Origin of the sequence: Bradyrhizobium sp. SZCCHNRI3052 (assembly GCF_032484895.1) — a bacterium.
Taxonomy (GTDB): Bacteria; Pseudomonadota; Alphaproteobacteria; order Rhizobiales; family Xanthobacteraceae; genus Bradyrhizobium.
The window spans coordinates 463,862-488,485 of the sequence record NZ_JAUETW010000001.1 but is presented as its reverse complement, the minus strand read 5'-3'; the positions used below and the strand labels follow the sequence as shown (position 1 = coordinate 488,485).

The 24,624-nt window shown below is 64.8% G+C and carries 28 protein-coding genes; 12 read left to right on the top strand and 16 right to left on the bottom strand.

Annotated elements, in window-relative coordinates; genetic code table 11:
- Positions 1 to 78: 78 nt before the first annotated feature.
- Complete coding sequence (locus tag QW887_RS02280; protein ID WP_315712357.1) at positions 79 to 246, bottom strand: hypothetical protein; 168 nt, start codon at positions 244 to 246, stop codon at positions 79 to 81.
- A gap of 28 nt (positions 247 to 274) precedes the next feature.
- Between QW887_RS02280 and QW887_RS02275 the strand changes: the two genes are divergently transcribed.
- Positions 275 to 451, top strand: coding sequence for a hypothetical protein (locus QW887_RS02275; protein ID WP_315712358.1), 177 nt, complete (start codon positions 275 to 277; stop codon positions 449 to 451).
- Positions 452 to 472: 21 nt separating this feature from the next.
- Here the strand turns inward: QW887_RS02275 and QW887_RS02270 are convergent, their stop codons facing one another.
- Genes QW887_RS02270 through QW887_RS02260 form a run of 3 tightly spaced genes read right to left on the bottom strand, consistent with a single transcriptional unit; the run spans position 473 to position 2,302 of the window.
- Positions 473 to 1,051, bottom strand: coding sequence for an isochorismatase family protein (locus tag QW887_RS02270; protein WP_315712360.1), 579 nt, complete (start codon positions 1,049 to 1,051; stop codon positions 473 to 475).
- A complete protein-coding gene (locus tag QW887_RS02265; RefSeq protein ID WP_315712361.1) occupies positions 1,051 to 1,674 on the bottom strand; it encodes a GNAT family N-acetyltransferase in 624 nt (207 codons plus the stop codon). The genes QW887_RS02270 and QW887_RS02265 overlap by 1 nt, the downstream gene beginning before the upstream one ends.
- The gene (locus QW887_RS02260; protein ID WP_315712362.1) at positions 1,661 to 2,302 is read right to left on the bottom strand and encodes a hypothetical protein; all 642 of its coding nucleotides are present in this window, start codon (positions 2,300 to 2,302) and stop codon (positions 1,661 to 1,663) included. The genes QW887_RS02265 and QW887_RS02260 overlap by 14 nt, the downstream gene beginning before the upstream one ends.
- Before the next feature lie 55 nt (positions 2,303 to 2,357).
- Between QW887_RS02260 and QW887_RS02255 the strand changes: the two genes are divergently transcribed.
- Entirely contained in the window at positions 2,358 to 3,401 is a 1,044-nt protein-coding gene (locus tag QW887_RS02255; RefSeq protein ID WP_315712364.1) for a LysR family transcriptional regulator, read from the top strand.
- Positions 3,402 to 3,405: 4 nt separating this feature from the next.
- Here QW887_RS02255 and QW887_RS02250 read toward each other — a convergent pair whose 3' ends face one another.
- On the bottom strand, positions 3,406 to 4,551 hold the full coding sequence (locus QW887_RS02250) for an autotransporter outer membrane beta-barrel domain-containing protein (RefSeq protein ID WP_316173814.1): 1,146 nt from the start codon (positions 4,549 to 4,551) through the stop codon (positions 3,406 to 3,408).
- A gap of 366 nt (positions 4,552 to 4,917) precedes the next feature.
- On the opposite strand from QW887_RS02250, the gene QW887_RS02245 reads away from it, so the two are divergent.
- Positions 4,918 to 5,127 carry a cold-shock protein gene (locus tag QW887_RS02245; protein WP_315712366.1) on the top strand — a complete coding sequence of 70 codons (210 nt, stop codon included), beginning with the start codon at positions 4,918 to 4,920 and terminating at the stop codon, positions 5,125 to 5,127.
- Positions 5,128 to 5,272: 145 nt separating this feature from the next.
- On the opposite strand, the gene purN is transcribed toward QW887_RS02245, so the two are convergent.
- Together purN and purM are read right to left on the bottom strand one after the other, a co-directional pair.
- Positions 5,273 to 5,926: a phosphoribosylglycinamide formyltransferase gene (gene purN, locus QW887_RS02240; protein ID WP_315712367.1), complete on the bottom strand. Its 654-nt coding sequence runs from the start codon at positions 5,924 to 5,926 to the stop codon at positions 5,273 to 5,275.
- A gap of 13 nt (positions 5,927 to 5,939) precedes the next feature.
- Positions 5,940 to 7,013 (bottom strand): phosphoribosylformylglycinamidine cyclo-ligase, encoded by a 1,074-nt coding sequence (gene purM / locus QW887_RS02235; RefSeq protein WP_315712369.1) that lies wholly within the window; start codon positions 7,011 to 7,013, stop codon positions 5,940 to 5,942.
- Between the two features lie 156 nt (positions 7,014 to 7,169).
- On the opposite strand from purM, the gene QW887_RS02230 reads away from it, so the two are divergent.
- The 4 genes from QW887_RS02230 to ppx all read left to right on the top strand — a co-directional run bounded on the left by QW887_RS02230 (position 7,170) and on the right by ppx (position 12,333).
- A complete protein-coding gene (locus QW887_RS02230) occupies positions 7,170 to 7,724 on the top strand; it encodes a CDP-alcohol phosphatidyltransferase family protein (protein WP_315712371.1) in 555 nt (184 codons plus the stop codon).
- Between the two features lie 58 nt (positions 7,725 to 7,782).
- On the top strand, positions 7,783 to 8,460 hold the full coding sequence (locus QW887_RS02225) for a DnaA ATPase domain-containing protein (RefSeq protein ID WP_316164711.1): 678 nt from the start codon (positions 7,783 to 7,785) through the stop codon (positions 8,458 to 8,460).
- Positions 8,461 to 8,595: 135 nt separating this feature from the next.
- On the top strand, positions 8,596 to 10,791 hold the full coding sequence (locus QW887_RS02220) for an RNA degradosome polyphosphate kinase (protein WP_316194126.1): 2,196 nt from the start codon (positions 8,596 to 8,598) through the stop codon (positions 10,789 to 10,791).
- 42 nt (positions 10,792 to 10,833) lie between these two features.
- The gene (gene ppx / locus QW887_RS02215) at positions 10,834 to 12,333 is read left to right on the top strand and encodes an exopolyphosphatase (protein WP_316164845.1); all 1,500 of its coding nucleotides are present in this window, start codon (positions 10,834 to 10,836) and stop codon (positions 12,331 to 12,333) included.
- Between the two features lie 7 nt (positions 12,334 to 12,340).
- Here the strand turns inward: ppx and QW887_RS02210 are convergent, their stop codons facing one another.
- Positions 12,341 to 12,694 (bottom strand): globin domain-containing protein, encoded by a 354-nt coding sequence (locus QW887_RS02210; RefSeq protein ID WP_316194125.1) that lies wholly within the window; start codon positions 12,692 to 12,694, stop codon positions 12,341 to 12,343.
- A gap of 439 nt (positions 12,695 to 13,133) precedes the next feature.
- On the bottom strand, positions 13,134 to 14,621 hold the full coding sequence (locus QW887_RS02205; RefSeq protein ID WP_315826800.1) for an aldehyde dehydrogenase family protein: 1,488 nt from the start codon (positions 14,619 to 14,621) through the stop codon (positions 13,134 to 13,136).
- A gap of 118 nt (positions 14,622 to 14,739) precedes the next feature.
- Here QW887_RS02205 and QW887_RS02200 point away from each other — a divergent pair, with 118 nt between their 5' ends.
- Entirely contained in the window at positions 14,740 to 15,825 is a 1,086-nt protein-coding gene (locus QW887_RS02200) for a substrate-binding domain-containing protein (protein ID WP_315712378.1), read from the top strand.
- A 37-nt stretch (positions 15,826 to 15,862) separates the two neighbouring features.
- Here QW887_RS02200 and QW887_RS02195 read toward each other — a convergent pair whose 3' ends face one another.
- Both QW887_RS02195 and ndk read right to left on the bottom strand, forming a co-directional pair.
- The gene (locus QW887_RS02195) at positions 15,863 to 16,726 is read right to left on the bottom strand and encodes a TerC family protein (protein WP_315712379.1); all 864 of its coding nucleotides are present in this window, start codon (positions 16,724 to 16,726) and stop codon (positions 15,863 to 15,865) included.
- A gap of 78 nt (positions 16,727 to 16,804) precedes the next feature.
- Complete coding sequence (ndk, locus tag QW887_RS02190; protein ID WP_315712380.1) at positions 16,805 to 17,227, bottom strand: nucleoside-diphosphate kinase; 423 nt, start codon at positions 17,225 to 17,227, stop codon at positions 16,805 to 16,807.
- A 285-nt stretch (positions 17,228 to 17,512) separates the two neighbouring features.
- Between ndk and QW887_RS02185 the strand changes: the two genes are divergently transcribed.
- The 3 genes from QW887_RS02185 (at position 17,513) to QW887_RS02175 (ending at position 20,080) form a co-directional block, all read left to right on the top strand.
- Positions 17,513 to 17,782 carry a sulfur globule protein precursor gene (locus QW887_RS02185; RefSeq protein ID WP_315712648.1) on the top strand — a complete coding sequence of 90 codons (270 nt, stop codon included), beginning with the start codon at positions 17,513 to 17,515 and terminating at the stop codon, positions 17,780 to 17,782.
- Between the two features lie 189 nt (positions 17,783 to 17,971).
- The gene (locus tag QW887_RS02180) at positions 17,972 to 18,163 is read left to right on the top strand and encodes a hypothetical protein (protein ID WP_316184880.1); all 192 of its coding nucleotides are present in this window, start codon (positions 17,972 to 17,974) and stop codon (positions 18,161 to 18,163) included.
- 51 nt (positions 18,164 to 18,214) lie between these two features.
- On the top strand, positions 18,215 to 20,080 hold the full coding sequence (locus tag QW887_RS02175) for an ABC-F family ATP-binding cassette domain-containing protein (protein ID WP_316184878.1): 1,866 nt from the start codon (positions 18,215 to 18,217) through the stop codon (positions 20,078 to 20,080).
- A 131-nt stretch (positions 20,081 to 20,211) separates the two neighbouring features.
- On the opposite strand, the gene QW887_RS02170 is transcribed toward QW887_RS02175, so the two are convergent.
- Entirely contained in the window at positions 20,212 to 20,610 is a 399-nt protein-coding gene (locus tag QW887_RS02170; RefSeq protein WP_315712383.1) for an avidin/streptavidin family protein, read from the bottom strand.
- 156 nt (positions 20,611 to 20,766) lie between these two features.
- On the opposite strand from QW887_RS02170, the gene QW887_RS02165 reads away from it, so the two are divergent.
- Positions 20,767 to 21,000, top strand: coding sequence for an acetyl-CoA carboxylase biotin carboxyl carrier protein subunit (locus QW887_RS02165; RefSeq protein ID WP_315712384.1), 234 nt, complete (start codon positions 20,767 to 20,769; stop codon positions 20,998 to 21,000).
- On the opposite strand, the gene QW887_RS02160 is transcribed toward QW887_RS02165, so the two are convergent.
- The 4 genes from QW887_RS02160 to QW887_RS02145 all read right to left on the bottom strand — a co-directional run bounded on the left by QW887_RS02160 (position 20,997) and on the right by QW887_RS02145 (position 24,527).
- Positions 20,997 to 21,815 carry a phytanoyl-CoA dioxygenase family protein gene (locus QW887_RS02160; RefSeq protein ID WP_316184876.1) on the bottom strand — a complete coding sequence of 273 codons (819 nt, stop codon included), beginning with the start codon at positions 21,813 to 21,815 and terminating at the stop codon, positions 20,997 to 20,999. The two genes, QW887_RS02165 and QW887_RS02160, sit on opposite strands and share 4 nt — an antisense overlap.
- Positions 21,816 to 21,830: 15 nt before the next feature.
- Positions 21,831 to 22,325 (bottom strand): hypothetical protein, encoded by a 495-nt coding sequence (locus QW887_RS02155; protein WP_316185084.1) that lies wholly within the window; start codon positions 22,323 to 22,325, stop codon positions 21,831 to 21,833.
- A gap of 204 nt (positions 22,326 to 22,529) precedes the next feature.
- Complete coding sequence (locus tag QW887_RS02150; RefSeq protein ID WP_315749957.1) at positions 22,530 to 22,982, bottom strand: DNA polymerase III subunit chi; 453 nt, start codon at positions 22,980 to 22,982, stop codon at positions 22,530 to 22,532.
- A gap of 9 nt (positions 22,983 to 22,991) precedes the next feature.
- Positions 22,992 to 24,527 carry a leucyl aminopeptidase gene (locus tag QW887_RS02145; protein WP_315712388.1) on the bottom strand — a complete coding sequence of 512 codons (1,536 nt, stop codon included), beginning with the start codon at positions 24,525 to 24,527 and terminating at the stop codon, positions 22,992 to 22,994.
- Between the last annotated feature and the right edge of the window lie 97 nt (positions 24,528 to 24,624).

The following is a 24,624-nucleotide window of genomic DNA, read 5'->3' as shown; positions in this document are numbered from 1 at the left end:
CCGCTCCGGCCGGCTGCGTCTTCCCGAGTCTGCCAAGTTGATTGCAGCAGGCGGCACGGGTGGTCATGATGCCGCCCATCATTCGGCGCTGGTCTGCCCCCTCAACTCCGCCTCGATTGTCTGGGACACCTCAACCAGAGCCATCGAAAGGATGTAGGCGCTGGTCGGCAGATTGAGCTGGCGCGCCTTTGCGATGGCTGCCCGGAGGCTGCTCGCCAGCTCTTTGAGCTCTTCCTCTCGGGTCATGTCGTGGTCTCGGTCCTGGAGCTGCCGCGTGAGCAAAGACGATTGCGAACCGCCGGAACAGAGGCTGCTGCGGCTGCTCAGCGAGAATCCGGTCGACCTGCACGTCGTCGAGGCCCTTCGCCTCGTCGTCGCGTTCAACAAGATCAGCGATCCGGCCGATCGCCGTATGATTATCGATCTGGCCGAACGACTCGCCTCAGGATGATACCGCCAATAGCCGCCGCGGTCACACCGCTAGACGGCCGCCGGCGCCGATAAGCTCGGCACTGTCGAGGACGCCGGCAAAATTGCCGATCACCTTGGTTACAACCAGCTTGTACAACGCGGCGTCGCCGGCGCAGGCCTGCCGGCAGGCGACGGCGTCTCCGATCACCTGATAGCGGTGACTGCGGTGAAAGCCGTCCACCACCGTCGAGAGGATCGTCTCGTCCAGCGAGAAGCCGAGCAGCACGCAGCGCATGCTGCGCATGTTCGCCATGTACTCGGCGAACCGGGCCGAGCTATAGGCCGAGGGCAGTGGATGCTCGAACGCGAGCTCCCCCGGGGTTGGCTTGAAGTCCGGAAGCCAGTTCGTCAGGTTGGAGGCCGGGTTGAACCAGGCTGCCTGTGCGATCCGCTTGAGATGGACGACCGGCCACAGGTTGTCGCGCCAGAGCGCGATCAACTGCCGGCACAGCGCCATGACGACGTCGCCATCGGCGATCAGATGCCTGCGCCCCTCGGCGAGATATTCGCACTGCAGATCGGCGCAGACGAGAACAGGCGGATCCGCCTCGGTGGCACCGAACAGATCTCGGCCCGTCATCACGGTCTCGCTGCGGCGAAGTCGTGCAAGGGCGACGATGCCGGCCGGCCGGCCGAGAGATCGAGCACACCCGGCCGATCCCAGTCGCCTTCCGGACGAATGATCATGTAGGGATCGCTGTCGAGCGTGATCGCATCGTCGCACGGCTCGAGGTCCAGCACCATCTCCGTGTAGGAGAAGTCGGAGAATGTGAGCTTGCGATTATGGCCGAGCGGCTTGGCGCCGAAATGCGCCCAGAAATCGACGAGACGATCCTGCGCGTGGCCATAAGCCTTCTTGAAGCCCTTTCGCCTGCAATAGTCGAGCGCCTCGCGAACCAGCTTGAACGACAGCCGGGAACGCCGGTACTGATGGCGCACCGCCAGCCGCTCGACCTTGGCGAAGTCGCCGAAGAAGCGCACGCGTACGCATCCCGCCGGCTCCTTGCCGACGAAACCGAGGAAGTGGGCTGCAACCAGATCGTTGCCGTCGAACTCCTCCTCCATGGGACAATCCTGCTCGGTCAGGTAGACCGCCGAGCGGATCGCGGTAACGAGCATGAGGTCATTCGGATCGCGCGCGATGCGCACCGTGATCGCGCGGGGATTTGTCTTTGCCGCCATGGCCGAACTAATGCTGTGCATCCGCAATGCTCCCTTGTTCGAAACCCTTCATCGACTGGATCGAAGGCGCGATCATCTCCGGCATCCGGTTCCACGGCCGCTGATACCACCAGAGATCGGGCTGAAAGCTCGGTACCGGCGTGAAGCCGAGCGCGCCGAGAAACGCGCGCCCTTCCGGACTCGATGGTTGCGCATAGTAATCGGCTGCGCGAAATCTCGCGCCTTGCAGCGCCTGCGCGACATTGCCGAGACCGATCGCTCCTCGCCCTTGCGCGACGAGCGCCCAGACATAGATGGCGGCTACGTCTTCGTCCGGCCGCGCCAGAAATCTGCGCGGCGGATCATTCAAATTGAACTCATCCAGGAGCAACGCATCGAGGCCTGAGCAGTTGAGATAGAGGAAGGCGATGCCGCCGAGCAGGTTCCTGCCGCGGTAGAGCGCGAAGATCGAGTCCGGATCGTGCCGCAAGAACTCCGCAAGCTCGTGTTCTGAGGCACGAACGCCCGGTATTTCCCGGCGTGCGAGCGCCGTGAGCTCGCCGAGCCGATCGAGCGTGACCGCCTGAGCCGCGACCCGATCCGTCCGCGGCAGCGCGTCGAGCTGATGTCGCAGCGTGAATTCTGTGCTTCCGCGGTGAGGGTTCTGCATCTATGTTTCCAGCTTGGCTTTGATGACGTCATCATACTTGTCGGAGCTGGAGTGTATGCGGCAACATTTGCATCGGGGTGCTGCATCCACGCAGCGCAGGAAGTCTGACGAAACGCTTAACCCCTCATGGGAGGATTTGAGAGCATTTCTGCTCTGTACGCGTCACCGCAGCTTCCGAAACGCGGCGGATGTTCTCGGACTGACCGGCACGACCCTGATGCGCAAGATCGACCGGCTCGAGGAAGAGCTCGGATGCAAGCTCTTCATCCGTGATCAATCCGGCCTGTCGCTCAGCGACGAGGGACGATCGTTGCTCTTCGACGTCGAGCAGATGGAGCGGCTGAGCTTCAACATCTTCCGGCGCGCTTCGCTGTCGACCGACACTCAGGGGTCGGTGCGCGTCGCCGTGACCGAAGGCCCCGGCAACTTCTGGATCCTGCCGCGACTGATCGATTTCCAGAAGACCTATCGCAGGATCACCGTCGATCTGAGCTGCGCGATGCAGCAGGCCGACGTGTCGCGGCTGGAGGCTGACATCTCGATCCAGTTCGAACGGCCGACCAACCCTGACGTGATCGTTGCAAAGCTCGGCCGTCTGCACATCTACGGCTTCGTGTCGGAAGCCTATCGCGACGCGCATGGACTGCCGACATCGCTGGCGGAGCTCAAGGATCATCGCATCATCAAGCAGCACGGCGTGCAGCTCGACGAGACCGGCTATGCGCGCATCCTCGGCTTGGAGTCCCTCGAAGGCATCGTCGGCATCTCAACCAATTCGAGCGTTGCCGTGCTTTACGCGGTCGAGCGCGGCGCCGGCATCGGCTTTCTGCCGACCTCGGCGGTCGCGCTCGGGGCGCCGCTCGTTCCTGTGGATCTCGGCATCAACTACCACATGGATCTGTGGATGACCTATCACAAGGAGTTTCGCAACTCCGACCGACACAAGGTCGTCATCGACTGGTTGAAACGCATCTTCGATCCGAAGGTCCATGCCTGCTTCCGGGACGAGTTCATCCACCCGCTGAATCTCGTGCCGCTGATGGCGCCCGCGCGGGATGTCGTCGGCTTCAACGGCTACGTCGCGCCGAAACCCGTATGACGAGCTACCATTTGAACTCGACGCCGAGCGTGCCCTGATGCGATTGCAGCAGCGAGCGAAGCTTCGCATCGTAGTTGAGATAGAGGCGTGCCGTTCGATTCAGGGATAGCGACAGTGCCGCGCCGGCGTCGGCGCCGTAGCGGCCCTCGCCAAGGCCCTGCAGCGTGATGCTCTGCGGACCGAGGCTGACGGTCACCGCGCCGAGATTCTGGCTGAAATTGTCGACCAGCTTGCCATAGGCCGAGACGTCGAGGATCTTGCCGTCGACGATGAAGTAGCGGCCGAACTCGGCGCCGACGAGAACGCGGGCGCGCTCCAGCGAGGTACCGCTGACCGACAGCGGATCGAGCCCGCCCGCCTCCTGGAATGCCGCCGTCGTGGCGCGCGTGTATTCGAAGGCAAGCTTCGGAACGATCCGGCTCTCACCGATGCTCCAGTAGTAGTCAAGCTCGCTCAGCACGCCCGTGATGTGGGCGCCGTAGACCGACGTCGCCGTACCGAGGCTGGTGTCGCGCCGCGCACTGATCCCGCCGAAGCCATGGACGACCGCGATCGCCCAGGTCCAGGGTCCCTGGTCGACCGAGGCGTTGAACCCGAACTGTGTGAGATCGAGCGTCGCCGCTTGCAGCGCCAGCGGCAAATCGACCCAGGTCCGGCTCTGGTCGACGGATAGTCCGACATTCACGCCCGGCATGAGACGCATGCCGATACCGGCGACGCCGCCCCAAGTCGTCCTCTTGTCGCCGACGAAGTCGCCTTGCGCATTGCTGCGGACGGTTGCGCCATACATCTCGCCCCAGGTCCGGAACCGAGGCTGTTCCGAAGCCTCCGGCGCGCCGCCGCCGCCGGGATTGCTCCGCGGCAGCCGGGTGGCGCCCTGCGTGACCTGAGTACCGAGCCGTTCGAGGAAGCTCGAGCCGAGATCGAGCACGGTTCGGCCGGCCGAGCGTTCGGAACTGATCGCGCCCGGTGCAGGACTGGGCAGCGGGCTCGGCGTTGGCGTCGGGCTTGCGGCGATGCTCGGCAGGCTGGCCTGCGCGGCGCACGGCGAAGAAGCGGCGACCAAACCGAGCCCGCCGATGAGCAGCATCGCCCCGGATGCGCCGCTGCGCATTCGCCAACCCAGCCTGGCCTGAGACGCCCCGCGCATCGATGCCCCGTTCGCCGCCCGCTCAAATTCGCTTCAATATTGCAGCGATGTTCTGCCCGCAGTTCCCGATCGCGGTCAATGAGGATTGCCATGTCGCGGCTGCCCTGCAAGGATTTGTGGTTCCAGCGCCACAAGCCACGCAGTTGCAGCAGCAGCCGGCGACGCGACGCCGCGACGCGTTCTCATCAGTCCGCCAACCTTGATATCGGCGGAAAATCGTGTTGCAATCTCCCGTACAATCGGATTGGCCGTTCGACTGTGCGTTTCGCGACTTCGGAAATTGAGCAGATCCCGGGAAGCCCGTTTGTGGCGTGGCACGCGCGAGCGTGGCCGCGTCTTTTTTTCGTCTAGACGAAGGAGACAGCGATGCCGACCTACAAGGGCAGCGTGAAGTGGTTCAACCCGACCAAGGGATATGGCTTCATCAAACCGGCTGGCGGAGACAAGGACGTGTTCGTCCACATCTCGGCCGTGGAGCGTGCTGGACTGACCACGCTCAACGAGAACCAGACGATCGAATATGATCTGGTGGAGAGCCGCGGCAAGACGTCGGCAGAGAACCTGAAGCTCTCGTGAGCATCGTCCCGGCGGAGGGCGCCACAGCGCGGGTTCGTAAACCAACTCACGAGCTCCGCGTCACGCTCGCTCGCCGCGGATGATCAGACTTCGTCAGCCTTGATGTACCCCGGCCCCGCCGGGGATTTTTTTCGTCCGGCGACAGCTACCGGACGACGGGCCAGATCAGCGCGTGATCGCCCTGCTCCACGGACGACGTCCGGCAGAGATCGCCTTCGAGCCGCACTAGGCCCTTGGCCAGCAGCTTCAGCGCCTCGGGATAGATGCGATGCTCGACGCCGAGAATGCGCGTCGACAGGGTGTCCGGCGTATCGTCGTCCCTGACCACGACCGCGCCCTGCATCACGATCGGACCAGCATCCGTCTCCGGAATGACGAAATGCACGGTGGCGCCTGACAGCTTGACGCCGGCACGCAGCGCCTGGCCGTGCGGATCAAGGCCGGGGAACGACGGCAGCAGCGACGGATGAATGTTCAGCATCCTGCCATACCAGCGCTGCACGAACTCCGCCGTGAACAGGCGCATGAATCCGGCCAGGCAGATGATCTCGATGCCGCGTGCATCGAGCGCCTGCTGCAGTCTGGCTTCGAACCCTGCGCGGTCCTTGCCGAACGGCTTGCTCTCGATGATTTCGATCGCGACGCCGCTTTCCTGCGCTTTCTGCAGTCCGGCCGCATCGGCTCGGTTGGAGATCACGATGGCGACCTCGGCCGGAAAATCCGGCTGCGACGCCGCGTGGATCAGCGCGGCCATGTTCGACCCACGGCCCGAGATCAGGATGGCGACGCGGCGCTTCATCGGCTCACCCGTCTCACAGAGCCAGATCGAGGGCGCCGGTGTAGATCACCCGCTCGTCGCCTGTCGCAGCAACGACCTCGCCGAGCCGTGCGACGTGCTCGCCATTCGCGGTGAACACCTCGATGACGGCATCGACGGCCTCGGCCTTGACGATCGCGATCATGCCGATCCCGCAATTGAAGGTACGCAAGAGCTCGCGCTCTGCAATGCCACCCTGCTCCGCCAGCCATTTGAAGACCGGCAGCACCGGCAGGCCCGTCAGGTCAATCGAGACGCCGAGATGCTTCGGCAGCACGCGCGGAATGTTGTCGGTGAAGCCGCCGCCCGTGATGTGTGCGAGCCCCTTCACCGCACCGGTCTCGCGGATGGCGCGAAGGCACGACTTCACATAGAGCCGGGTCGGCGTCAGCAGCGCCGCGCCGAGAGTCAGGACCGGCGCGAACGGTGCCGGCGCATCGAAGCCGAGGCCGGACTGGGCGACGATCTTGCGCACCAGCGAATAGCCGTTGGAGTGGACGCCGGAGGATGCGAGCCCCAGCACCACGTCACCGGCCGCGATGTCGGGAGACGGCAGCAGCGTCCCACGTTCCGCCGCGCCGACCGCGAAACCGGCAAGATCGTAGTCGCCGTCCTTGTAGAGGCCCGGCATTTCCGCGGTCTCACCGCCGATCAGCGCGCAGCCGGATTCCCGGCAGCCTTCGGCGACACCGGCGACGATCGACGCCGTCGCCTCCGGGTCGAGCTTGCCGCACGCAAAGTAGTCGAGGAAGAACAGCGGCTCGGCACCCTGCACGACGAGATCGTTGACCGACATGGCGACCAGGTCGATGCCGATGCCGCCATGCAGCCCGGTCTCGATCGCGATCTTCACCTTGGTGCCGACGCCGTCGGTTGCCGCGACCAGCACCGGATCCTTGAATCCGGCGGCCTTGAGGTCGAACAGGCCGCCAAAGCCGCCGATCTCGGCATCCGCGCCGGCGCGGGCGGTTGCGCGCACCATGGGCTTGATCAGATCGACCAGACGGTTTCCGGCATCGATATCGACGCCCGAATCTGCATAAGTGAGCCCGTTCTTGCGCTCGGTCATGGTAAAAACCCCTAATCTGGCCGCTGGTTACGTCGGAATCCGGCCGCGCGCAATGGCTCGCAAGGGGCTCGTCCCCATACTATCTAGGAACGGACCGGTTCGCCCTGTTTCGGAATCGGATTGTCTTTTGATCGAGTCGTCGTCGGGACCCGCTGCGTGACCATTCCCCACAGTATCCCCAATCTGATCACGCTGGGTCGAATCCTGCTGGTTCCGATCGTCGTCTGGGCCATTGCGGCCGGCCAGATGGAGATCGCATTTCTGGTCTTCGTGGTCGCGGGGGTGAGCGACGCCGTGGACGGCTTCCTGGCCAAGCGCTTCAACCTGCGGTCCGAGTTGGGAGCGCTGCTCGATCCTCTCGCCGACAAGGCGCTGCTGGTCTCGATCTTCGTCACGCTTGGCATCTGGGGCGCGATCCCGCGTTGGATCGTGATCCTGGTGGTCTCGCGCGACATCATGATCGTCTCGGCGGTGATCGTGTCCTGGCTGTTCGACCGGCCGGTCGCGATGAAGCCATTGATGGTGTCCAAGCTGAACACGGTCGCCCAGGTGGGATTCGCGGCGCTCGTGCTGGCCTCGCTCAGCTTCGGCTTCGAGCCCCAGCCCTACGATGTGGTGCTGATGGTGCTGGTCACCGTCTTTACCCTCGTGTCGGTCGGGCTGTATCTCGTCGACTGGGTGCGCCACATGAGCACCATCGAGGTCCGGTGATCCTCCGCGGAGGGCCCGTCCCGACCTCACGCACCACACGATACGGAGCAATTCGATCTTGGCCGGCCATATCCCCCCTCGTCAGCTGGCCTTCGCGCTGCCGCATGCGGAGAGCCTGACGCGGGACAATTTCTTCGAAGGTCCAGGCAACGCGGCCGGGCTCGCTCTGGTCGACGCCTGGCCGGAATGGCCGGCGCGGACCATGTTCCTGGTCGGCCCCGACGGCTCTGGCAAGAGCCACCTCGCCGCGATCTGGGCCGAGCGGGCTGGCGCCCGATCCCTGTCCGCGCATGCCCTCGAGGCGAGCGTGGTCCCTGGGGCACTCGCCACCGGCGCGCTGGTGCTGGAGGATCTGACGGCCACCGATCTCGACGAGCGAGCGCTGTTTCACCTGCTGAACCTCGCCCGCCAGGACGAGGCCTTCGTGCTGATCACGGCGCGCGAGGCCCCGGCGGCCCTGCCCATCGCCCTGGCCGATCTGAGGTCGCGGCTGCGCGCCGTCCCGGTCGTCACGCTGCTGCCGCCCGACGACCAGCTGTTCCGCGCCTTGATCGTCAAGCTGGCCGCGGACCGGCAACTGGCGATCGACGAGACCGTGGTCAGCTATCTCGCAAGCCACATCGAACGGTCCTACGCGGCCGCCCGCCAGACCGTCGCACTGCTGGACGACGAGTCCCTGCGGCTCGGACGGCCGGTCACCCGGGCGCTGGCGGCGGAGCTGCTCCGCCCGCTTTGACCCGCGACCATCTTGACGGCGGACGGGCACGGAACCCCAATGGTGCCGGCAACGTCATCCCCTGGTTACCCAGATTGGGCTACGGTCGACCGTTCGCGACTGGTTCGCGACTGGATGGATATGGATCGAATTCCGATGGATACCGAGCAAGTTACTGAAATCTCAGAGAAAGAACCGGTCGCCGTGCCGTCCATCGAGATTGCCTCGAGCCCCGAGCGATTCATCAATCGGGAATTGTCCTGGCTTCACTTCAACCGCCGCGTTCTGGAGGAATCGGTCAATCCGCGGCATCCCGCCCTGGAGCGAGTGCGCTTTCTGTCGATTTCCGCCAACAACCTTGATGAATTCTTCATGGTGCGCGTCGCCGGCATCCGCGCCCAGGTCCGCGAGGGCATCGCCGAGCGCAGCCCCGACGGGCTGACGCCGACCGAGCAGCTGAAGCTGATCAACGAGACGGTGTCGCAGCTCGCGATCGACCAGCAGGCGATCTGGCGCGACCTGCGCAAGTTTCTCGGCGAGCTCGGCATCGTGCTCGTCGACGGTCAGGACGTCACCAAGAGCGAGCGCGCCTGGATCGAGGACCACTTCCTCGCCAACATCTTCCCGCTGCTGACGCCACTCGCGATCGATCCGGCGCATCCGTTCCCATTCATCCCGAGCCTCGGCTTCACGGTGGCGCTGCAATTGATCCGCTCCGCCGACGGGCGCCCGATGAACGCCCTCATCCGCATGCCCGGCAAGATCGACCGCTTCATCCGCTTCCCCGGCTCCAAGGATGGCGTGATCCGCCTGATCACCCTGGAACAGGCGACCGGCCTGTTCATCGGCCGGCTGTTTCCCGGCTACACCGTGAAGGGCCAGGGCGCCTTCCGGATCATCCGCGACAGCGAGATCGAGATCGAGGAAGAGGCCGAAGACCTGGTGCGGCTGTTCGAAACCGCGCTGAAGCGGCGCCGTCGCGGCTCGGTGATCCGGCTCGAGATCGAGGCCAACATGCCGGAGGAGCTGCGCCGCTTCGTGCAGAATGCGCTCTCGACCACCGATGACGAGGTGTTCCTGGTCGACGGCGTGCTGGCGATGAACGAGCTGTCGCAACTGACGCGCGTCGACCGGCCCGACCTCGAATTCGCACCCTATGTGCCGCGCCATCCCGAGCGTGTCCGCGACCATGGCGGCGACATCTTCGCCGCCATCCGGCAGAAGGACCTGATCGTCCATCACCCTTACGAGTCGTTCGACGTCGTCGTGCAGTTCCTGCAGCAGGCGGCGCGCGACCCGGACGTCGTCGCGATCAAGCAGACGCTGTACCGCACCTCCAACAACTCGCCTATCGTGCGCACGCTGGTGGAAGCTGCCGAAGCCGGCAAGTCGGTGACGGCGCTGGTCGAGCTCAAGGCGCGTTTCGACGAGGAGGCCAACATCCGCTGGGCCCGCGATCTGGAGCGCGCCGGCGTGCAGGTCGTCTACGGCTTTCTGGAGCTGAAGACGCATGCCAAGCTGTCGATGGTCGTGCGCCGCGAGGGCGGCAGCCTCACCACCTATGTCCACACCGGCACCGGCAACTATCATCCGGTGACGGCGCGCATCTACACCGACCTGTCCTACTTCACATCGGACCCGGTGATCGGCCGCGACGTCACGCGGGTGTTCAACTACATCACCGGCTATGCCGAGCCGATCGACATCGAGAAGATGGCGGTGTCGCCGCTCACGCTTCGCAAGCGCATGATCGAGCACATCCACGGTGAGACCAGCTTCGCCCGCCAGGGCAAGCCGGCCGTGATCTGGATGAAGATGAACTCGCTGGTCGATCCAGACATCATCGACGCGCTGTATGAGGCCTCGCAGGCCGGCGTCTCGATCGAGCTGATCGTGCGCGGCATCTGCTGCCTGCGTCCCGGCCTCCCCGGACTGTCGGAGAACATTCGCGTCAAATCGGTGATCGGCCGCTTCCTCGAGCATGGCCGCATCTACTGCTTTGGTATGGGTCAGGGCCTGCCGAGCGCCAAGGCCGCCGTCTACATCTCCTCGGCCGACATGATGCCGCGCAATCTCGACCGCCGCGTCGAGGTGCTTTGCCCGCTTCAGAACCCGACCGTGCATCAGCAGGTTCTGGAACAGATCATGGTCGCGAACCTCAAGGACACCGAGCAGAGCTGGCAATTGTTGCCGGATGGGTCGTCAACGCGTATGAAGGCCGCGAAGGGCGAGGAGCCGTTCAACCTGCACAATTACTTCATGACGAATCCGAGTCTGTCCGGCCGTGGAAAGTCGCTCAAGGAATCATCGCCGCGCCGGCTCACGCGCCGGAATGAACGCTCTCCTTCATAGGGGCTGTCTGCACCGGGGCCTTCTGCAACGGGACATGCCGTGGTGAAGCGGCCCGGCACGAGGTCCGCCAGCGTCGGTGTCATCGACATCGGCTCGAATTCGGTCCGTCTCGTCGTCTACCAGGCGATGGAACGCAGCCTCGTGACCGTGTTCAACGAGAAGGCGCTGTGCGGGCTCGGCCGCGAGGTCCAGACCACCGGCCTGCTCGCGGCCGATGCCGTCGACAAGGCGCTGACCGCGCTGAAGCGCTTCCGCGCGTTGTGCAAGGTGCAGCGGGTGGGGCAAGTGCATGCCATCGCGACCGCCGCCTGCCGCGATGCTTCGAACGGCGCTGATTTCATCGCCAAGGCCGAGAAGATCTGCGGCGTCCCGATCCAGATCCTCACCGGCCCCGAAGAGGCGCGCTATTCGGCGCTCGGTGTCATTTCCGGCATTCACAAGCCCGACGGCATCGTCGGTGATCTCGGCGGCGGCTCACTTGAGCTGATCGACGTGCGCGGGCACCAGGTCCGCAGCGGCGTTACCCTGCCGCTCGGCAGCCTGGCGCTGCAGGATCTCGCCGAGAAATCGCTGAAGAAGGCGCAGCGGATCGCGAGCGAGGCGCTGACCGACCTGCCGCAACTGCTGGCCGGCCAGAACCGCACCTTCTATGCGGTCGGCGGCACCTGGCGCGCGCTGGCGCGCATCCACATCATCCAGAGCGGCTATCCGCTCGGGGTGATGCACGGCTATGCGATTCCGGCGGCCGATGCGCTGGCCTTCGTGCGCCGGCTGCGCCGTCTCGTCGCCGCCGACATGCTGGCCGACATCGAAGCGATCGCCGAGGCGCGGCGCCCGCTGCTTGCCTATGCTGCGCTGGTGCTCGAGCACATCATCCGCGTCGCCAGGCCGACGACCGTCGTGTTCTCGACCTTCGGCGTGCGCGAGGGCCTGCTCTACTCCAAGCTTCCGGACGCCGAGCGCGCCAAGGACGGGCTGCTGTGCGCGGCGCAGGGCCTCAACGAGCTGTTGTCGCGCTCGGCCCAGCATGCCCGCGAGCTGATCGACTGGACCGACCGCCTGTTCCGCGTGATGCACATCCGCGAGACCGAGGACGAGCGCCGGCTGCGGCACGCCGCCTGCCTGTTGTCCGACATCGGCTGGCGCATGCATCCGGACCATCGCGGCGAGCAGACCTACGGCATCGTTCTGAACGGCAATTTCGGCTCGATCAACCACGAGGGCCGCATCTTCGTCGCGCTGTCCGTGTTCTTCCGCTACGAGGGCCTGCGCGACGAGGCGGCGGCGCCTGCCCTCACCGAGCAGCTGAGCCCGGCCCAGATCGATCGTGCGCGCCTGCTCGGCACCGCGTTTCGCGTCGCGCATCTGATCTCGGCGGCGCGGCCCGGCGTGCTGCCCGCAACGCATTTCCGCACCCAGGACCGCAAGCTGATGCTGGTGTTCGAGCACCAGATGGTCGACCTCGTCGCCGACCGCGTCGGCGGACGCTTCAAGCAGCTCGCGCGCCTCGTCGGCCGCTCCGGCTCGATCGTGCGCAGCTAGATCCGGATCAGGACCGCGGAGCGCCGACCGAAATTGCGATCATGCGCTTGGCGATGACGCCATAGACCTTGCGCCAGGCCTGCTCGACCTCATCATTCCAATGCGGACCAAGTCCTTTGGCGAGGCTCCACAGTAGTGCTTCGCCGACCACCGGATAGTGCTCAGGCCGGACCCCATAGCGCGCATGATTGCGGCCGAGGATGTCGGTGCTCGACAACAGACCAGTCGTCTGATCGAGGCTGCCGACGAGGACCGCCAGGGTCGCGATGAAGTCCCGTTTCAGCACGTCCATGTCGGCGGGAAACATCGCCCGACATTCCGGCGCGAGCTCGAAGACGCGGTCATAGAACGTCGTCGTCATCCGTGTAGCATTGGCAAATACCAAGTCGAACGACGACTTGACGTGCGCAATCTCATCTGCAGTCAACAGGCGCAAGTCCAATTCGAAACAATTCCAATCATGGCCCGATCAGTGGAGCTCGACGTGGTGGTGTCGCGGCGGCGCGAACGGGTTCAAGATTATAAGAAACAGAGGACCGCGCCCTGCGGTACCTGGCAAAGGCGCGGCACCGTGCCGCAGCACTGTGGATTGGCTTGTGATCCTGCCGCCAAGATGGCTGGCCGACTCAGTGATCGGAGACGGTAACGGCAACAAACACGACGGCCATCGTGCTTCTCACAGGCCATCGGAGGACGCCGACACGCCAGCCGCCGACCGGCGCCAAGGCCGACTGATCCGTTGGATCGCGCAGACGGCCGCCGATGCGAATGGCGGCCGTCCGCGTCAGCCGACGCCTGGCTCACACCGCGAGGTTCATCCAGACGGATTTCGGCTCCGTGAAGTTGTCCAGCGCGGCCGTGCCGTGCTCGCGGCCCAGTCCGGAGTCACGATCGCCACCCCAAGGCAGCCGCACATCGGTGTAGCCATAGGTGTTGATCCACACGGTGCCGGCGCGCAGGCGCTTGGCGAAGCGATGGACGCGCCCCATGTCGCGGCTCCAGACGCCGGCGGCCAGGCTGTAGGCCGTGCCGTTCGCCATCCGCAGCGCCTCGGCCTCGTCCCTGAACTTGATCACGCTGACCACGGGTCCGAAGATCTCTTCCTGCGAGATCCGCATGTCGTGCGTGACGCCGGCGAAGACGGCGGGGCTGACGAAATAGCCGCGGGCGGCCGCGCGCTGGCCGCCGGTGACGAGCGTGGCGCCTTCGTTGCGTCCGATGTCGACATAGTCGAGGATCGTCTTCATCTGCCGTTCGGAGATGACCGGTCCGAGCGAGGTTGCGCGATCGAGCGGATCGCCGATCCGCAGCGCCCGTGCGCGCTCGGTCAGGCGCTCGACCACCTCGTCATACACGCGCTCGTGCACCAGCACCCGCGATCCGGCCGAGCACACCTGCCCGGTGTTGAAGAAGATGCCGCTGGCCGCAGCCTTCGCGGCGGCCTCGATGTTCGCATCGTCGAAGATGATGTTGGCCGACTTGCCGCCGAGCTCGAGCGAGACGCGTTTGAAGTTGCCGGCCGCCGCCTTCATGATGCCGCGGCCGACGCCGGGCGAGCCGGTGAACGTGACCTTGTCGACATCGGGGTGGTTGACCAGCGCCTCGCCGACGGTGCGCCCGGGGCCGGTCACGATGTTGAGAACACCGGGCGGCAGTCCGGCTTCGAGCGCGAGCTCCCCGATCCGCAGCGCCGACAGCGACGTCAGCTCGGCGGGCTTCATCACGACGGTGCAGCCGCAGGCCAGCGCCGGCGCTAGCTTCCACATCCCGATCATCAGCGGGAAATTCCACGGCACGATCGCCGCGACCACGCCGACCGGCTCGCGCACCGTATACGTCAGCGCATCATCGCGCGTGGAGACGACTTCACCGCTGATCTTGTCGGCCCATCCGGCGTAATAGGTGAGCGTATCGATGGCGGCGGGAAGATCCTGGCGCAGGATCGCCGACACCGGCTTGCCGGCATCGAGGCTTTCGAGCTCGATGATCTCGTCGGCATGGTCGCGCAACAGCTGCGCCCATTTCAGAAGGATCGCGCCGCGCTCCGCCGCACGCATCGTTCGCCACGGCCCTTCGAAGGCCTTGCGGGCCGCGGCGACTGCGAGATCGACATCCTCGGCATTGCCCTCGGCGACCGTCGCAATCGCCTGCTCGGTTGCAGGATTGAGCGACGTGAAGGTGCGTCCCGAAACCGAGGGAACATGCCTGCCGCCGATCAGGAGCTGGAACGGCTTCGTCAGATAGGACGTCCCCCTCGAGCCGCGCTCGTAATCATATGCAATCGACATCATATTTCCTCCGTTTGTTGTATACCAATGAAGGTAAGAACAAATATCTGTTCGTAAATATGATATCTGTTGCCTATGGCCGGCGGTCATATGAAGCCGACTTCACAAGCGGGCCCTGATGTTGCGGATCGCGATCGAACCTGTCTGGCGCTTCTACAAGGACGACGGCCCGCAGAGCATCGTCGTGATGCTCCGCGTGCTCAGTGAAATCGGGAGGACGGGTAAGATCACCAGCGCGGCCAGTGACGCGCATCTTTCCTATCGTCACGTCTGGAATCTGATCGAGCAGTGGTCTGAATTCTTCGGCGTGCCGCTGGTCGAGACCCAGCGCGGCAAAGGATCGAAGCTCACGGCGTTCGGCGACAAGCTGGTCTGGGCGGGCGAGCGCATGCAGGCTCGCCTCGGCCCGCAGCTCGACAATCTGGCGCAGGAGCTGGTGACCGAGATCAAGCCGTTCCTGCAGTCGCATCCTGGCGTGATCCGCGTTCACGCCAGCCACGGCTTTGCCGTCGCCAAGCTGCGCGAGCTGTTGGATCGCGAGTCAGGCGTCGGGGTCGATGTCCGCTATGTCAGCAGCCAGCATTCGCTGGCCTCGCTGGCGCAAGGAGAATGCGACCTGTCGGGGCTGCATCTGCCGCGCGGCGAGCTGCGTGCCCAGAACATCCAGGCCTGCCGGGATTGGCTCGATCCCAAGCAGGACTGCGTCATCAGCTTCGTGACCCGCGAGATGGGGCTGATGGTCAAGCGCGGCAATCCGCTGTCCATCCGTTCATTGGCCGATCTTGCCGACGGCAGGGCGCGCTTCGTCAATCGCGATCATGATTCCGGCACCCGCCTGTTGTTCGATCAGTTGCTCGCGTCACAAGGCATCGACGAAACCAGCATCAATGGCGCGCAGCAGATCGAGTTCACCCATGCCGCCGTCGCCGCCTATGTCGCGAGCGGCATGGCCGACGTCTGCTTCGGCGTCGAGGCTGCCGCGCGGCAGTTCGGGCTCGACTTCATCCGTATCCTCACCGAGGACTATTTCTTCGCCTGCCATAAATCGTTTCTGGAAACCGACCCGATGCGGCGGGTGCTCGAGGTGATGAAGGGCGATGAATTCCATCGCGCCGTTGCTGCCCTGCCCGGCTACCAGCCAGCGGCCACGGGATCGGTCCACACCGTCCGCGAATTCCTCGATCGGCTGGATGCGGAGTCCTGACGCCGCCCGGTCGGATGCGGCGCGTCCTGACGATCAGCTACGGCAGATCGACGCCGCGCGCCGGCACCGGCTGCAGCTCGCTCTCGGCCTGACGCTGCAGCGCGCGGCCGCGCCAGATCGAGCCGGCGATCAGCACCACACCGGCGCCGATCAGCGACATCAGCGTCTCCATGACATCGACATGGCTCGCGAGATTGGTCTTGCCGGCGAACAGCGCCGAGGTCGCCTCGATGTTGATGAGGACGGTGCCGTCGAGCAGATGGTGCAGCATCGGCTCGATCGCGGGATCGGTCGCGATCACCTCGCCGGCCACCCAGCCGAGCAGCATCGCGCCGAGCCAGACCAGCAGCGGGACCCGATCGAGCACCAGCATGATCAGCGCGGCACCCGCGATGATCAGCGGGATGCTCATGGCAAGGCCGATGATCAGCAGGGACGCCTGGCCGTTGGCGGCCGCAGCCACCGCGATCACGTTGTCGAGGCTCATCACGAGGTCGGCGAGCGCGACGATGCGGACCGCATGCCACAGCGTCGTGCCGGCCGCGATCTCGTCGTTCTCGTCCTCGGGCACCAGCAGCTTGGCGGCGATCACGATCAGTGCCAGCCCGCCGATCAATTTCAGGTATGGCAGCGCCATCAGGGTGGCGACGATGCCGGTAAAGGCGATGCGCAATGCGACGGCAATGCCGGAGCCGGCCACCATGCCCCAGAAGCGATGCTTGCCGTGCAGGCCGCGGCAGGCGAGCGCGATGACCAGCGCATTGTCGCCCGACAACAGCACGTTGATCCAGACGATCTTGCCGAGCGCGAGCCAGAAGCCCGGGCTCTGCAGGTCGGCCTCGAATTGAGCGAGCACATGGCCGAAGCTGGCGGAATCGGCGAGTTGCGATAGCCAGTTCACGGCCGGGCCTTTCAGATAAGTTCAGCGCAGAGCACGAAGGTCGTGCGGCTGAGGGGGCCTCAGCCGCACGAGGATCGATCAACCGACGATCTCGTTGCCGGAGAAGAACTGCGCGATCTCGATCGCTGCCGTTTCCGCCGCGTCGGAACCGTGCACCGAGTTCTCGCCGATCGACTTCGCATGCAGCTTGCGGATGGTACCGTCGGCCGCCTTCGACGGGTCGGTGGCGCCCATCACGTCGCGGTACTTCAGGATGGCGCCCTCGCCCTCCAGCACCTGGACCACGACCGGGCCGGAGATCATGAAATCGACCAGTTCGCCGAAGAATGGCCGCGCCTTGTGCACGGCATAGAAGGTCTCGGCCTGATCGCGGGTCATGCGGATGCGCTTCTGGGCCACGATCCGCAGGCCGGCCTTCTCGATCAGCGCGTTGATCGCGCCGGTGAGATTACGCTCGGTCGCGTCGGGCTTGATGATCGAAAAGGTGCGCTCAATCGCCATGATATCGTCCTTGGAGGTGCGGGATTTCGGTGAGTTGCGGGCTTATATCGACGCGATCGGCCGACGGCAAGCGACCGGGGCCCCTGCCGGAGCGCGACGCCTTACGACAATTTCACAATTCTGAACATAGTCTGAAGGCTCCGTGCCACCCGTGTTCAGCTCGAAGCTCCTAGGGTGTTGGCATCGGGCGAGGACGAGCCAGCAATACGACCGGTGGCCGCCCTCTCCCAGCCTCATCCGTCGGACAATTTCGGCGCCACCAGCGCTGTCATCCAGGAGACGATCATGTTGCGCAAACTCTCCCTCATCGCGGCGGCCACCGTTGCCCTCGGCGCAGCCGCCCTCGCCCCGACTGCCGCCTCGGCTCACTGGCATGGCGGCTGGCATGGGGGCGGTTGGCACGGAGGCTACGGCGGATGGCACCGTCCGTTCTACGGCCCGCGCTTCTTCGTCGGTGGCCCGGTCTACAGCTACGGCTATGGCGGCTGCTACGTGCGCCGCGTGGTTCCGACCCCGTGGGGACCGCGCTGGCGGTGGATCAACCGCTGCTATTGATACGAGCCTCGGCGCGGCACCCGCCCCCCGCCGCACCGAACTCGCATCGCCCCGGCGTCTCCCCCACGCCGGGGCTTTTTTTGTGCATTTTCAACCTCATTTCGGGGTCTTCCGGTCGGGAGCGGGAAACAAATCGAGCGGTCACGACTTGTTACGGCATCGTCCTGCAACTGCTCGTGGAACTCCCTCATGTCTGGCCGCACCGCCGATTTCAGCGAGGCGCTCGATCGCAAGACCAGCCGGTCGATCTGCGAGGCCGTCGGCGAACGCCTGCAACGCAGCCTGCCGCCGGACGGCTCTCATTTGCCGGCTCCGCTTGCGGACCTGATGAACGAGTTGCGCAAGCGCGACGAAAGCGGGATGAGCCTCTCCGGCGGTTGAGACCGCGACAAAGCGGTTGCCTTTGGCCGCGCGCGCGGTGACAAGGCGCGCATGCTTTCCATCACCGACATCTCCATCCGCCTCGCCGGACGGCTTCTCATCGACCAGAGCTCAGTGCAGATTCCGCCCGGCGCGCGCGTCGGACTGGTCGGCCGCAACGGCACCGGCAAGTCGACCCTGTTCAAGGCGATCCGCGGCGAACTGTCGCTGGAGAGCGGCAGCATCACCGTGCCGCCGCGGTGGCGCATCGGCAGCCTGGCCCAGGAAGCCCCGAGCGGGCCCGAAAGCCTGATCGAGGTGGTTCTCCGGGCCGACCTCGAGCGGCATGCGCTGCTGCAGGAGGCCGAGACCGCCCATGACGCACACCGCATCGCCGAGATCCAGACCCGGCTCGTCGACATCGACGCGCATTCCGCCCCGGCGCGCGCGGCCGCTATTCTCAGCGGCCTTGGATTTTCCGCCGCGGATCAGGCGCGAGCCTGCGCCGAATTCTCCGGCGGCTGGCGCATGCGGGTCGCCCTCGCGGCCACGCTGTTCGCCGCGCCCGACCTGCTCCTGCTGGACGAGCCGACCAACTATCTCGACCTCGAGGGCACGCTGTGGCTCGAGGATCATCTGGCGCATTATCCGCGCACGGTGATCGTGATCAGCCACGACCGCGATCTCCTGGAAACCTCCGTCGACCAGATCCTGCATCTCGACCGTTGCAAGCTCACGCTGTATCGCGGCAGCTACTCCTCCTACGAGGAACAGCGCGCCACCCGCGAGATGCTCGATGCCAAGGCGGTCAAGCGCCAGGAAGCGGAGCGTGCGCGGCTGCAGGCCTTTGTCGAGCGCTTCAAGGCCAAGGCCTCGAAGGCGCGCCAGGCGCAGTCCCGCGTCAAGATGTTGGAGCGGATGAAGCCGATCACCGCGCTCGTCACCCAGGACGTGCACGAGATCACGTTCCCCGCACCGGAGCGACTGCTGTCGCCGCCGATCATCGCGGTCGACAACGCCTCGGTCGGCTACGATCCCGCGCAACCGGTGCTCAACAGAGTCACCTTACGCATCGACAATGACGACCGCGTCGCATTGCTCGGCGCCAACGGCAATGGCAAGTCCACGCTGGTGAAGCTGCTCGCCGGCCGGCTCACACCGTTTTCCGGCAAGGTCACGCGCGCCGACAAGCTGTCGATCGCCTATTTCGCCCAGCACCAGCTCGATGAGCTGGACGAGACTGGATCGCCGTATAGTCACGTGCGCAAGCTGATGGGCGATGCGCCGGAATCGAAAGTGCGCGCGCGCGCCGGCGCGATCGGATTTTCCGGCAAGGCCGCCGACACGCTGGTGAAGAGCCTGTCGGGCGGCGAGAAGGCGCGGCTGCTGCTCGGGCTCGCGACCTTCTTCGGCCCCAACATGATCATCCTGGACGAGCCGACCAACCATCTCGACATCGACAGCCGCGCCGCGCTGGCCGAGGCGATCAACGAATTTCCCGGCGCCGTGATCATGGTGTCGCACGATCGCTATCTGATCGAGGCCTGCGCCGACCGCCTCTGGGTCGTCGCCGACCGCACCGTGAAGACCTATGATGGCGACCTCGATGACTACAGGCGCATGGTCCTGTCGACGCGCAGCGCGCCGGCCCGCGACAACGAGCGCTCTCAGGTCGCCGAGAAGACCGAGCGGCCCCGCAGCGACAACAAGCGCAGCGGGCTGAAGCAGAAGATTGCGGCAGCCGAAGCCGAGATCGCCCGCATCACCGAGATCATCGCCAAGATCGACGGCGCGCTGTCGCTGCCCGACATCTTCACGCGCGACCCGAAGCAGGCCGCGCAATTGTCGAAGGCGCGGGCCAATGCCGCCGACGCGCTGGCGCGCGCCGAGGAGCAGTGGCTGGAAGCCAGCACGCTGCATGACGAGGCGGGGAGCTGAAGTGCCCCGAGCCTCGGATCGGCATTCGGCCGAAAGTCGCCGATAGCTTGGCTTTCAGATGCTTCCAAGTCGAAAGCCTTCGCGGTCGGCGGCTAGCACGGCTGAATGCGGGATCGGAGCGAGCGACCGGATCAATTGGTTCGCTGGAACAGGTCGGCACCCGGCAGATTGCCGAGATCACCGTTGGGCTGAATGTAGAAGAGATTCCAATTCGCCCGAAGTTGATTGCCGCCGACTTGGCCTCTCCAACGCGTGATGGAATTGCACTGGGCAAAAGTCACGACCAGCATAACGGCGCTGCCGGCGGATCTGCCGGATACCGGATAGGGAATACCCTGGCATGCGAACCCAGATGCGTTGTTGGTGAATTGCCCTCGCACCTGCCCATCGGTGACTGACCAGATCTCGAGAACCGAGCCTCGTTGATTGGTCCATCTCGACGGCGCCGGCAGGACGTCGGCACGCGCAGCAATCGACGAAACCACGACAATCATGCCTGCGAAAAGATACTTGCTGAAGAACCACTTCATGGCGCGCCTCGCTATGCCCAGAGCTAGAGGTAGCAACGATGACTACATACATCCATAAGATTGAAAGCGCCATTGTAGCAGAATCAAAATTGCTCTACTTTTGGTAGCTGACGTTGATGTTTGAGGTTCGATTGAGGCGATTCAGGAGGACGAAACATGAACAAGCAGCTTTACGCTCGACTTGACGGCCTGCTCTACGACGTCTGCGTCAAGGCCGGTCAAAAGGTGAAGACCGGTGAGGTCCTCTACGTCATCGAGGCGGCCAAATCACAGCTGTCGGTGAAAGCTCCCTACTCCGGGACAATCAGTCAGGTCAGGCGCAAAGCGGGCGATACGTTGAACGCGACCGATGTCGTGATGGAGCTGGATGCGGAGGACGCGGCAGCTTAATCGTCGCCGAAGTTCGGAGTCCTCTGCAGATGGATCGGCGACGACGCGCCGTTGTAGACCGTCGCTCGATCCAGCACGCGCTCGGCCTCGGCGGACGGCCAGGATCTTTCGATCTTGGGCCGCTTTCTGTCGAAGGCGCATTGCAGCCCCTCCGGGAGATCCGACCAGAACGGCACGAAGGACAATACGATCAGGGCTCGGTCTTCGCTCGAATTGTTCGCATGGGATGCGTGAAGGAGCCTGCCGTCGCGAACGATGAGATCCCCCTTCCGAACAGCAACATCAACTTCGTCTGGCCTCGTGGAAACCAGCACGTCGTCGACATGCAGAACCCGATCGGGATGTGTCGGCCTGCCCTCGATCAATGCATGTAGATCGTTCTTGCGCCGATGACTGCCGGGAAGCACGCGCAAGCATCCGTTTGCAGCACTCGTGTCGGTCAAATAGTACATGAAATAGAGAATTGGAGGCGTGGCGCCGTAACTCACAGCGCTCGACCAGCCCCACCAATCCTGGTGCCAGTGCAGCCTCGGACACCCGGCCGGCTTGGAGATCAGAAATCCAGCAAAAAAGCGCGCATCCCGGTATCCGGCGCGCTCCAACAATTCATATTGTGCATCGAAGAGAATGATCGGCGCGAAATCGACCGAAAAGTTGACCGAGACAACAAGCCCGAGATGGGGCTCCGCTCTCGCCTCAAGACTGGCCCGAGACTTGATTCGATTGCCGGCCTCCAACAATTCGCGAGGAAGAAAATCACGGCGTACCGCATACCCGGCCTCCTCCAACTCGCGACGGAGGCCGGTTATTTGCATGGCCGCCTCCCGCCGTCAGCTCGTCCGCTTCTTCGCCTTCGGCTTCGCCACCTTCGGCGCCGGTCCCGGATCGGGCGCGCGCTCGACCGAGGTCAGGCGGCCGGAGCTGAACGTGTAGACGCCGGCGCGTGCGCCGCGCAGCCAGGTCACCGTGGCCACGCGCTCGCCGCCATTGCTCGAGATGTTGACGTTGTCGGGTGCACCGATGCCGCGCACCACGTCGCATTCGGTGTGGCCGAGTGCGACGGTGCCGCCGGCAGCCGGCGTCGAGGCGGCGGGATCATTCGCCAGCGCGTTCGCGCCCGCAGCATCGGCCGCAGGCGCCATGCCCGGGCATGCGCCTTCGGCGCTCACAAGATCCTCAGCCGTGACCGGCTTGTCCGGCGTCAGCGGCGGCGCGTCGATCGAGATGTTTCTGATGAACAGGCGCTGCGGCCGGTTGAACCACTCGGCGTCCTTGGACAGGAAATCGGGCGTGCTCGAGCATCCGGCGACGACCGGGGCAAGCACAAGGAACGCCAGAGCGCGCGTCAGCTGTTTGGTGTGGTCTCGCACGATGAACCTTGCTGAATTGCAACCTGTGGACACTCTAACGTGTTGTCCCAACATCACTTTGCGGCACGTTCGTGACTTTGCCAACGCTCTGCCGGTAAATCGGCAGATTATCATTAATCACGCGGCGCTGCCATCATCGGCGCTTCACGGGCCTCCGTATCATTGTCGGCGCTGCCAGCGCCCCCGTTCATCCGCCTGCCAGTAGGTGACCTCGAATCCCCGCGATTTGCAATCGGTCCACGCCGATCTCGCAGCCGCGAGCGCGTCCGCATCATCGCCGTTGAACACGAGCACCATGCGCTCGTAGCTGTGCGAGTCCGATGGCAGCGCCGCGTTATCCACCAGGAAACGGACGTTCGCGCCGTTGGGATTGCTTTCTTCCACCGCGAGCACGATCGGCTGGTCGGCCACATCGGCCACCCGCCAGGTGGCGTGCGGCAGAAACGAATCGTCGCGATAGGTCCACAGATGCGCATCTAGCGCATCCGCGCGCTCCTCCGATGTCGACTGCACCACGACGCGCCAACCGCGCTCGAGCGACTTCTCGAGCAGCGGCGGCAGCACGCCTTCCACGGTCATGTTCTGCAGGTGGTAGAACAGGACTTCGGTCATCGCCCCGCGTCACGCCTTGGCGCCGGATTTGGCTTCAGCTTTGGTGTCGGATCTGGATTCGTAGGAGTCCCACACCAGCCGATCGAGCAGCCGGACGCCATAGCCCGATCCCCAGCTCTGGTTGATCTCCGATTTCGGCGCGCCCATCGCGGTGCCGGCGATGTCGAGATGCGCCCACGGCGTGTCGTTGACGAAGCGCTGCAGGAATTGCGCGGCGGTGATCGAGCCGCCATGGCGTCCGCCGGTATTCTTCATGTCGGCGAACTGCGAATCGATCAGCTTGTCGTATTCGTGGCCGAGCGGCATGCGCCACACCTTCTCACCCGTCTCCTGCCCCGCCTTGAACAGCTTGTCGGCGAGATCATCATTGTTGGTGAAGAGACCTGCATGCTCGGTGCCGAGCGCGACCATGATCGCGCCGGTCAAGGTCGCCAAGTCGATCATGAATTTCGGCTTGAACTTGGTCGCGACGTACCACAGCACGTCGGCGAGCACGAGGCGGCCCTCCGCATCGGTGTTGATGATCTCGATGGTCTGGCCCGACATCGAGGTGACGATGTCGCCCGGACGCTGGGCGTTGCCGTCCGGCATGTTCTCGACCAGGCCGATGGCGCCGATCACGTTGGCCTTGGCCTTGCGTGCGGCGAGTGCATGCATCAGGCCGACCACGCAGGCCGCGCCGCCCATGTCGCCCTTCATATCCTCCATCGAGCCGGCCGGCTTGATCGAGATGCCGCCGGTGTCGAAGCACACGCCCTTGCCGATGAAGGCGACCGGCTGCTCGCCGCGCTTGCCGCCATTGTAGTGCATCACGACGGTGCGGCTCGGCCGTGCCGAGCCCTGGCCGACGCCGAGCAGCGCGCCCATGCCGAGTTTCTTCATCGCGGGCACGTCGAGGATCTCGACGGTGACGCCGAGCTTGCGCAAGGCGGCAGCGCGTTTGGCGAACTCTTCCGGGTAGAGCACGTTCGGCGGCTCGTTGACGAGATCGCGCGCCAGTATCACCCCGTCGGTCACGTGGGATCGCGGCGCGAAGGCCTTCTTGGCCGCCGCGACGTCCGCCACGGCGATCGAGACATTGGCGCTGACGGCGCCCTCCTCGTCCTTCTTCTTGGTCTTGTAACGGTCGAACCGATAGGCCCGCAGCCGGATCCCGGCGGCCAGCGAGCTGACCTGATCCGGCAACAGCGGTCCCGAAGGCAGCTCGGCGAGCACCGCCACCGCTTCAGTTCCGGCGTTCAGCTTTCCGGCTAAAGTCCCGCCGTATTTGAGGAAATCCTTGTCCTTGAGGTCCGATCCCTTGCCGATGCCGATGACGATCAAGCGCTGAATCTTGATTCCCTCAGGAGCCAGCAGATCCAACACCGCGCCATCCTTGCCCTTGAACCGGGCTGCCCCGGCCGCGCGCTTGATCAGGTCCGAGGCTCCCCCGAGCGCCTTCTCGGTCGCGACTCCAAGACGCAGGGTGTCATCGCAGAACGCCACCACGATGCCACGCGGGGCGGTCGACAGCGGGACGAAGCCGACCTTGACGGCGTCGGACATCAAGCAATCCTCCAAATTTCGACGTGATGAGCCGCCACGTTCGACCGAAAACCTCAAGGGCCAGACGCGGATGGCGGCAGTTCGGAACCCAACTTGA

Coding starts and splice junctions, on each gene's coding strand:
- QW887_RS02280 (WP_315712357.1), bottom strand. CDS start 246: ATGACCCGAGAGGAAGAGCTCAAAGAGCTGGCGAGCAGCCTCCGGGCA.
- QW887_RS02270 (WP_315712360.1), bottom strand. CDS start 1,051: ATGACGGGCCGAGATCTGTTCGGTGCCACCGAGGCGGATCCGCCTGTT.
- QW887_RS02265 (WP_315712361.1), bottom strand. CDS start 1,674: ATGCACAGCATTAGTTCGGCCATGGCGGCAAAGACAAATCCCCGCGCG.
- QW887_RS02260 (WP_315712362.1), bottom strand. CDS start 2,302: ATGCAGAACCCTCACCGCGGAAGCACAGAATTCACGCTGCGACATCAG.
- QW887_RS02255 (WP_315712364.1), top strand. CDS start 2,358: ATGCGGCAACATTTGCATCGGGGTGCTGCATCCACGCAGCGCAGGAAG.
- QW887_RS02250 (WP_316173814.1), bottom strand. CDS start 4,551: ATGCGCGGGGCGTCTCAGGCCAGGCTGGGTTGGCGAATGCGCAGCGGC.
- QW887_RS02245 (WP_315712366.1), top strand. CDS start 4,918: ATGCCGACCTACAAGGGCAGCGTGAAGTGGTTCAACCCGACCAAGGGA.
- purN (WP_315712367.1), bottom strand. CDS start 5,926: ATGAAGCGCCGCGTCGCCATCCTGATCTCGGGCCGTGGGTCGAACATG.
- purM (WP_315712369.1), bottom strand. CDS start 7,013: ATGACCGAGCGCAAGAACGGGCTCACTTATGCAGATTCGGGCGTCGAT.
- QW887_RS02220 (WP_316194126.1), top strand. CDS start 8,596: ATGGATACCGAGCAAGTTACTGAAATCTCAGAGAAAGAACCGGTCGCC.
- QW887_RS02210 (WP_316194125.1), bottom strand. CDS start 12,694: ATGACGACGACGTTCTATGACCGCGTCTTCGAGCTCGCGCCGGAATGT.
- QW887_RS02205 (WP_315826800.1), bottom strand. CDS start 14,621: ATGTCGATTGCATATGATTACGAGCGCGGCTCGAGGGGGACGTCCTAT.
- QW887_RS02200 (WP_315712378.1), top strand. CDS start 14,740: ATGTTGCGGATCGCGATCGAACCTGTCTGGCGCTTCTACAAGGACGAC.
- ndk (WP_315712380.1), bottom strand. CDS start 17,227: ATGGCGATTGAGCGCACCTTTTCGATCATCAAGCCCGACGCGACCGAG.
- QW887_RS02185 (WP_315712648.1), top strand. CDS start 17,513: ATGTTGCGCAAACTCTCCCTCATCGCGGCGGCCACCGTTGCCCTCGGC.
- QW887_RS02180 (WP_316184880.1), top strand. CDS start 17,972: ATGTCTGGCCGCACCGCCGATTTCAGCGAGGCGCTCGATCGCAAGACC.
- QW887_RS02175 (WP_316184878.1), top strand. CDS start 18,215: ATGCTTTCCATCACCGACATCTCCATCCGCCTCGCCGGACGGCTTCTC.
- QW887_RS02170 (WP_315712383.1), bottom strand. CDS start 20,610: ATGAAGTGGTTCTTCAGCAAGTATCTTTTCGCAGGCATGATTGTCGTG.
- QW887_RS02165 (WP_315712384.1), top strand. CDS start 20,767: ATGAACAAGCAGCTTTACGCTCGACTTGACGGCCTGCTCTACGACGTC.
- QW887_RS02160 (WP_316184876.1), bottom strand. CDS start 21,815: ATGCAAATAACCGGCCTCCGTCGCGAGTTGGAGGAGGCCGGGTATGCG.
- QW887_RS02150 (WP_315749957.1), bottom strand. CDS start 22,982: ATGACCGAAGTCCTGTTCTACCACCTGCAGAACATGACCGTGGAAGGC.
- QW887_RS02145 (WP_315712388.1), bottom strand. CDS start 24,527: ATGTCCGACGCCGTCAAGGTCGGCTTCGTCCCGCTGTCGACCGCCCCG.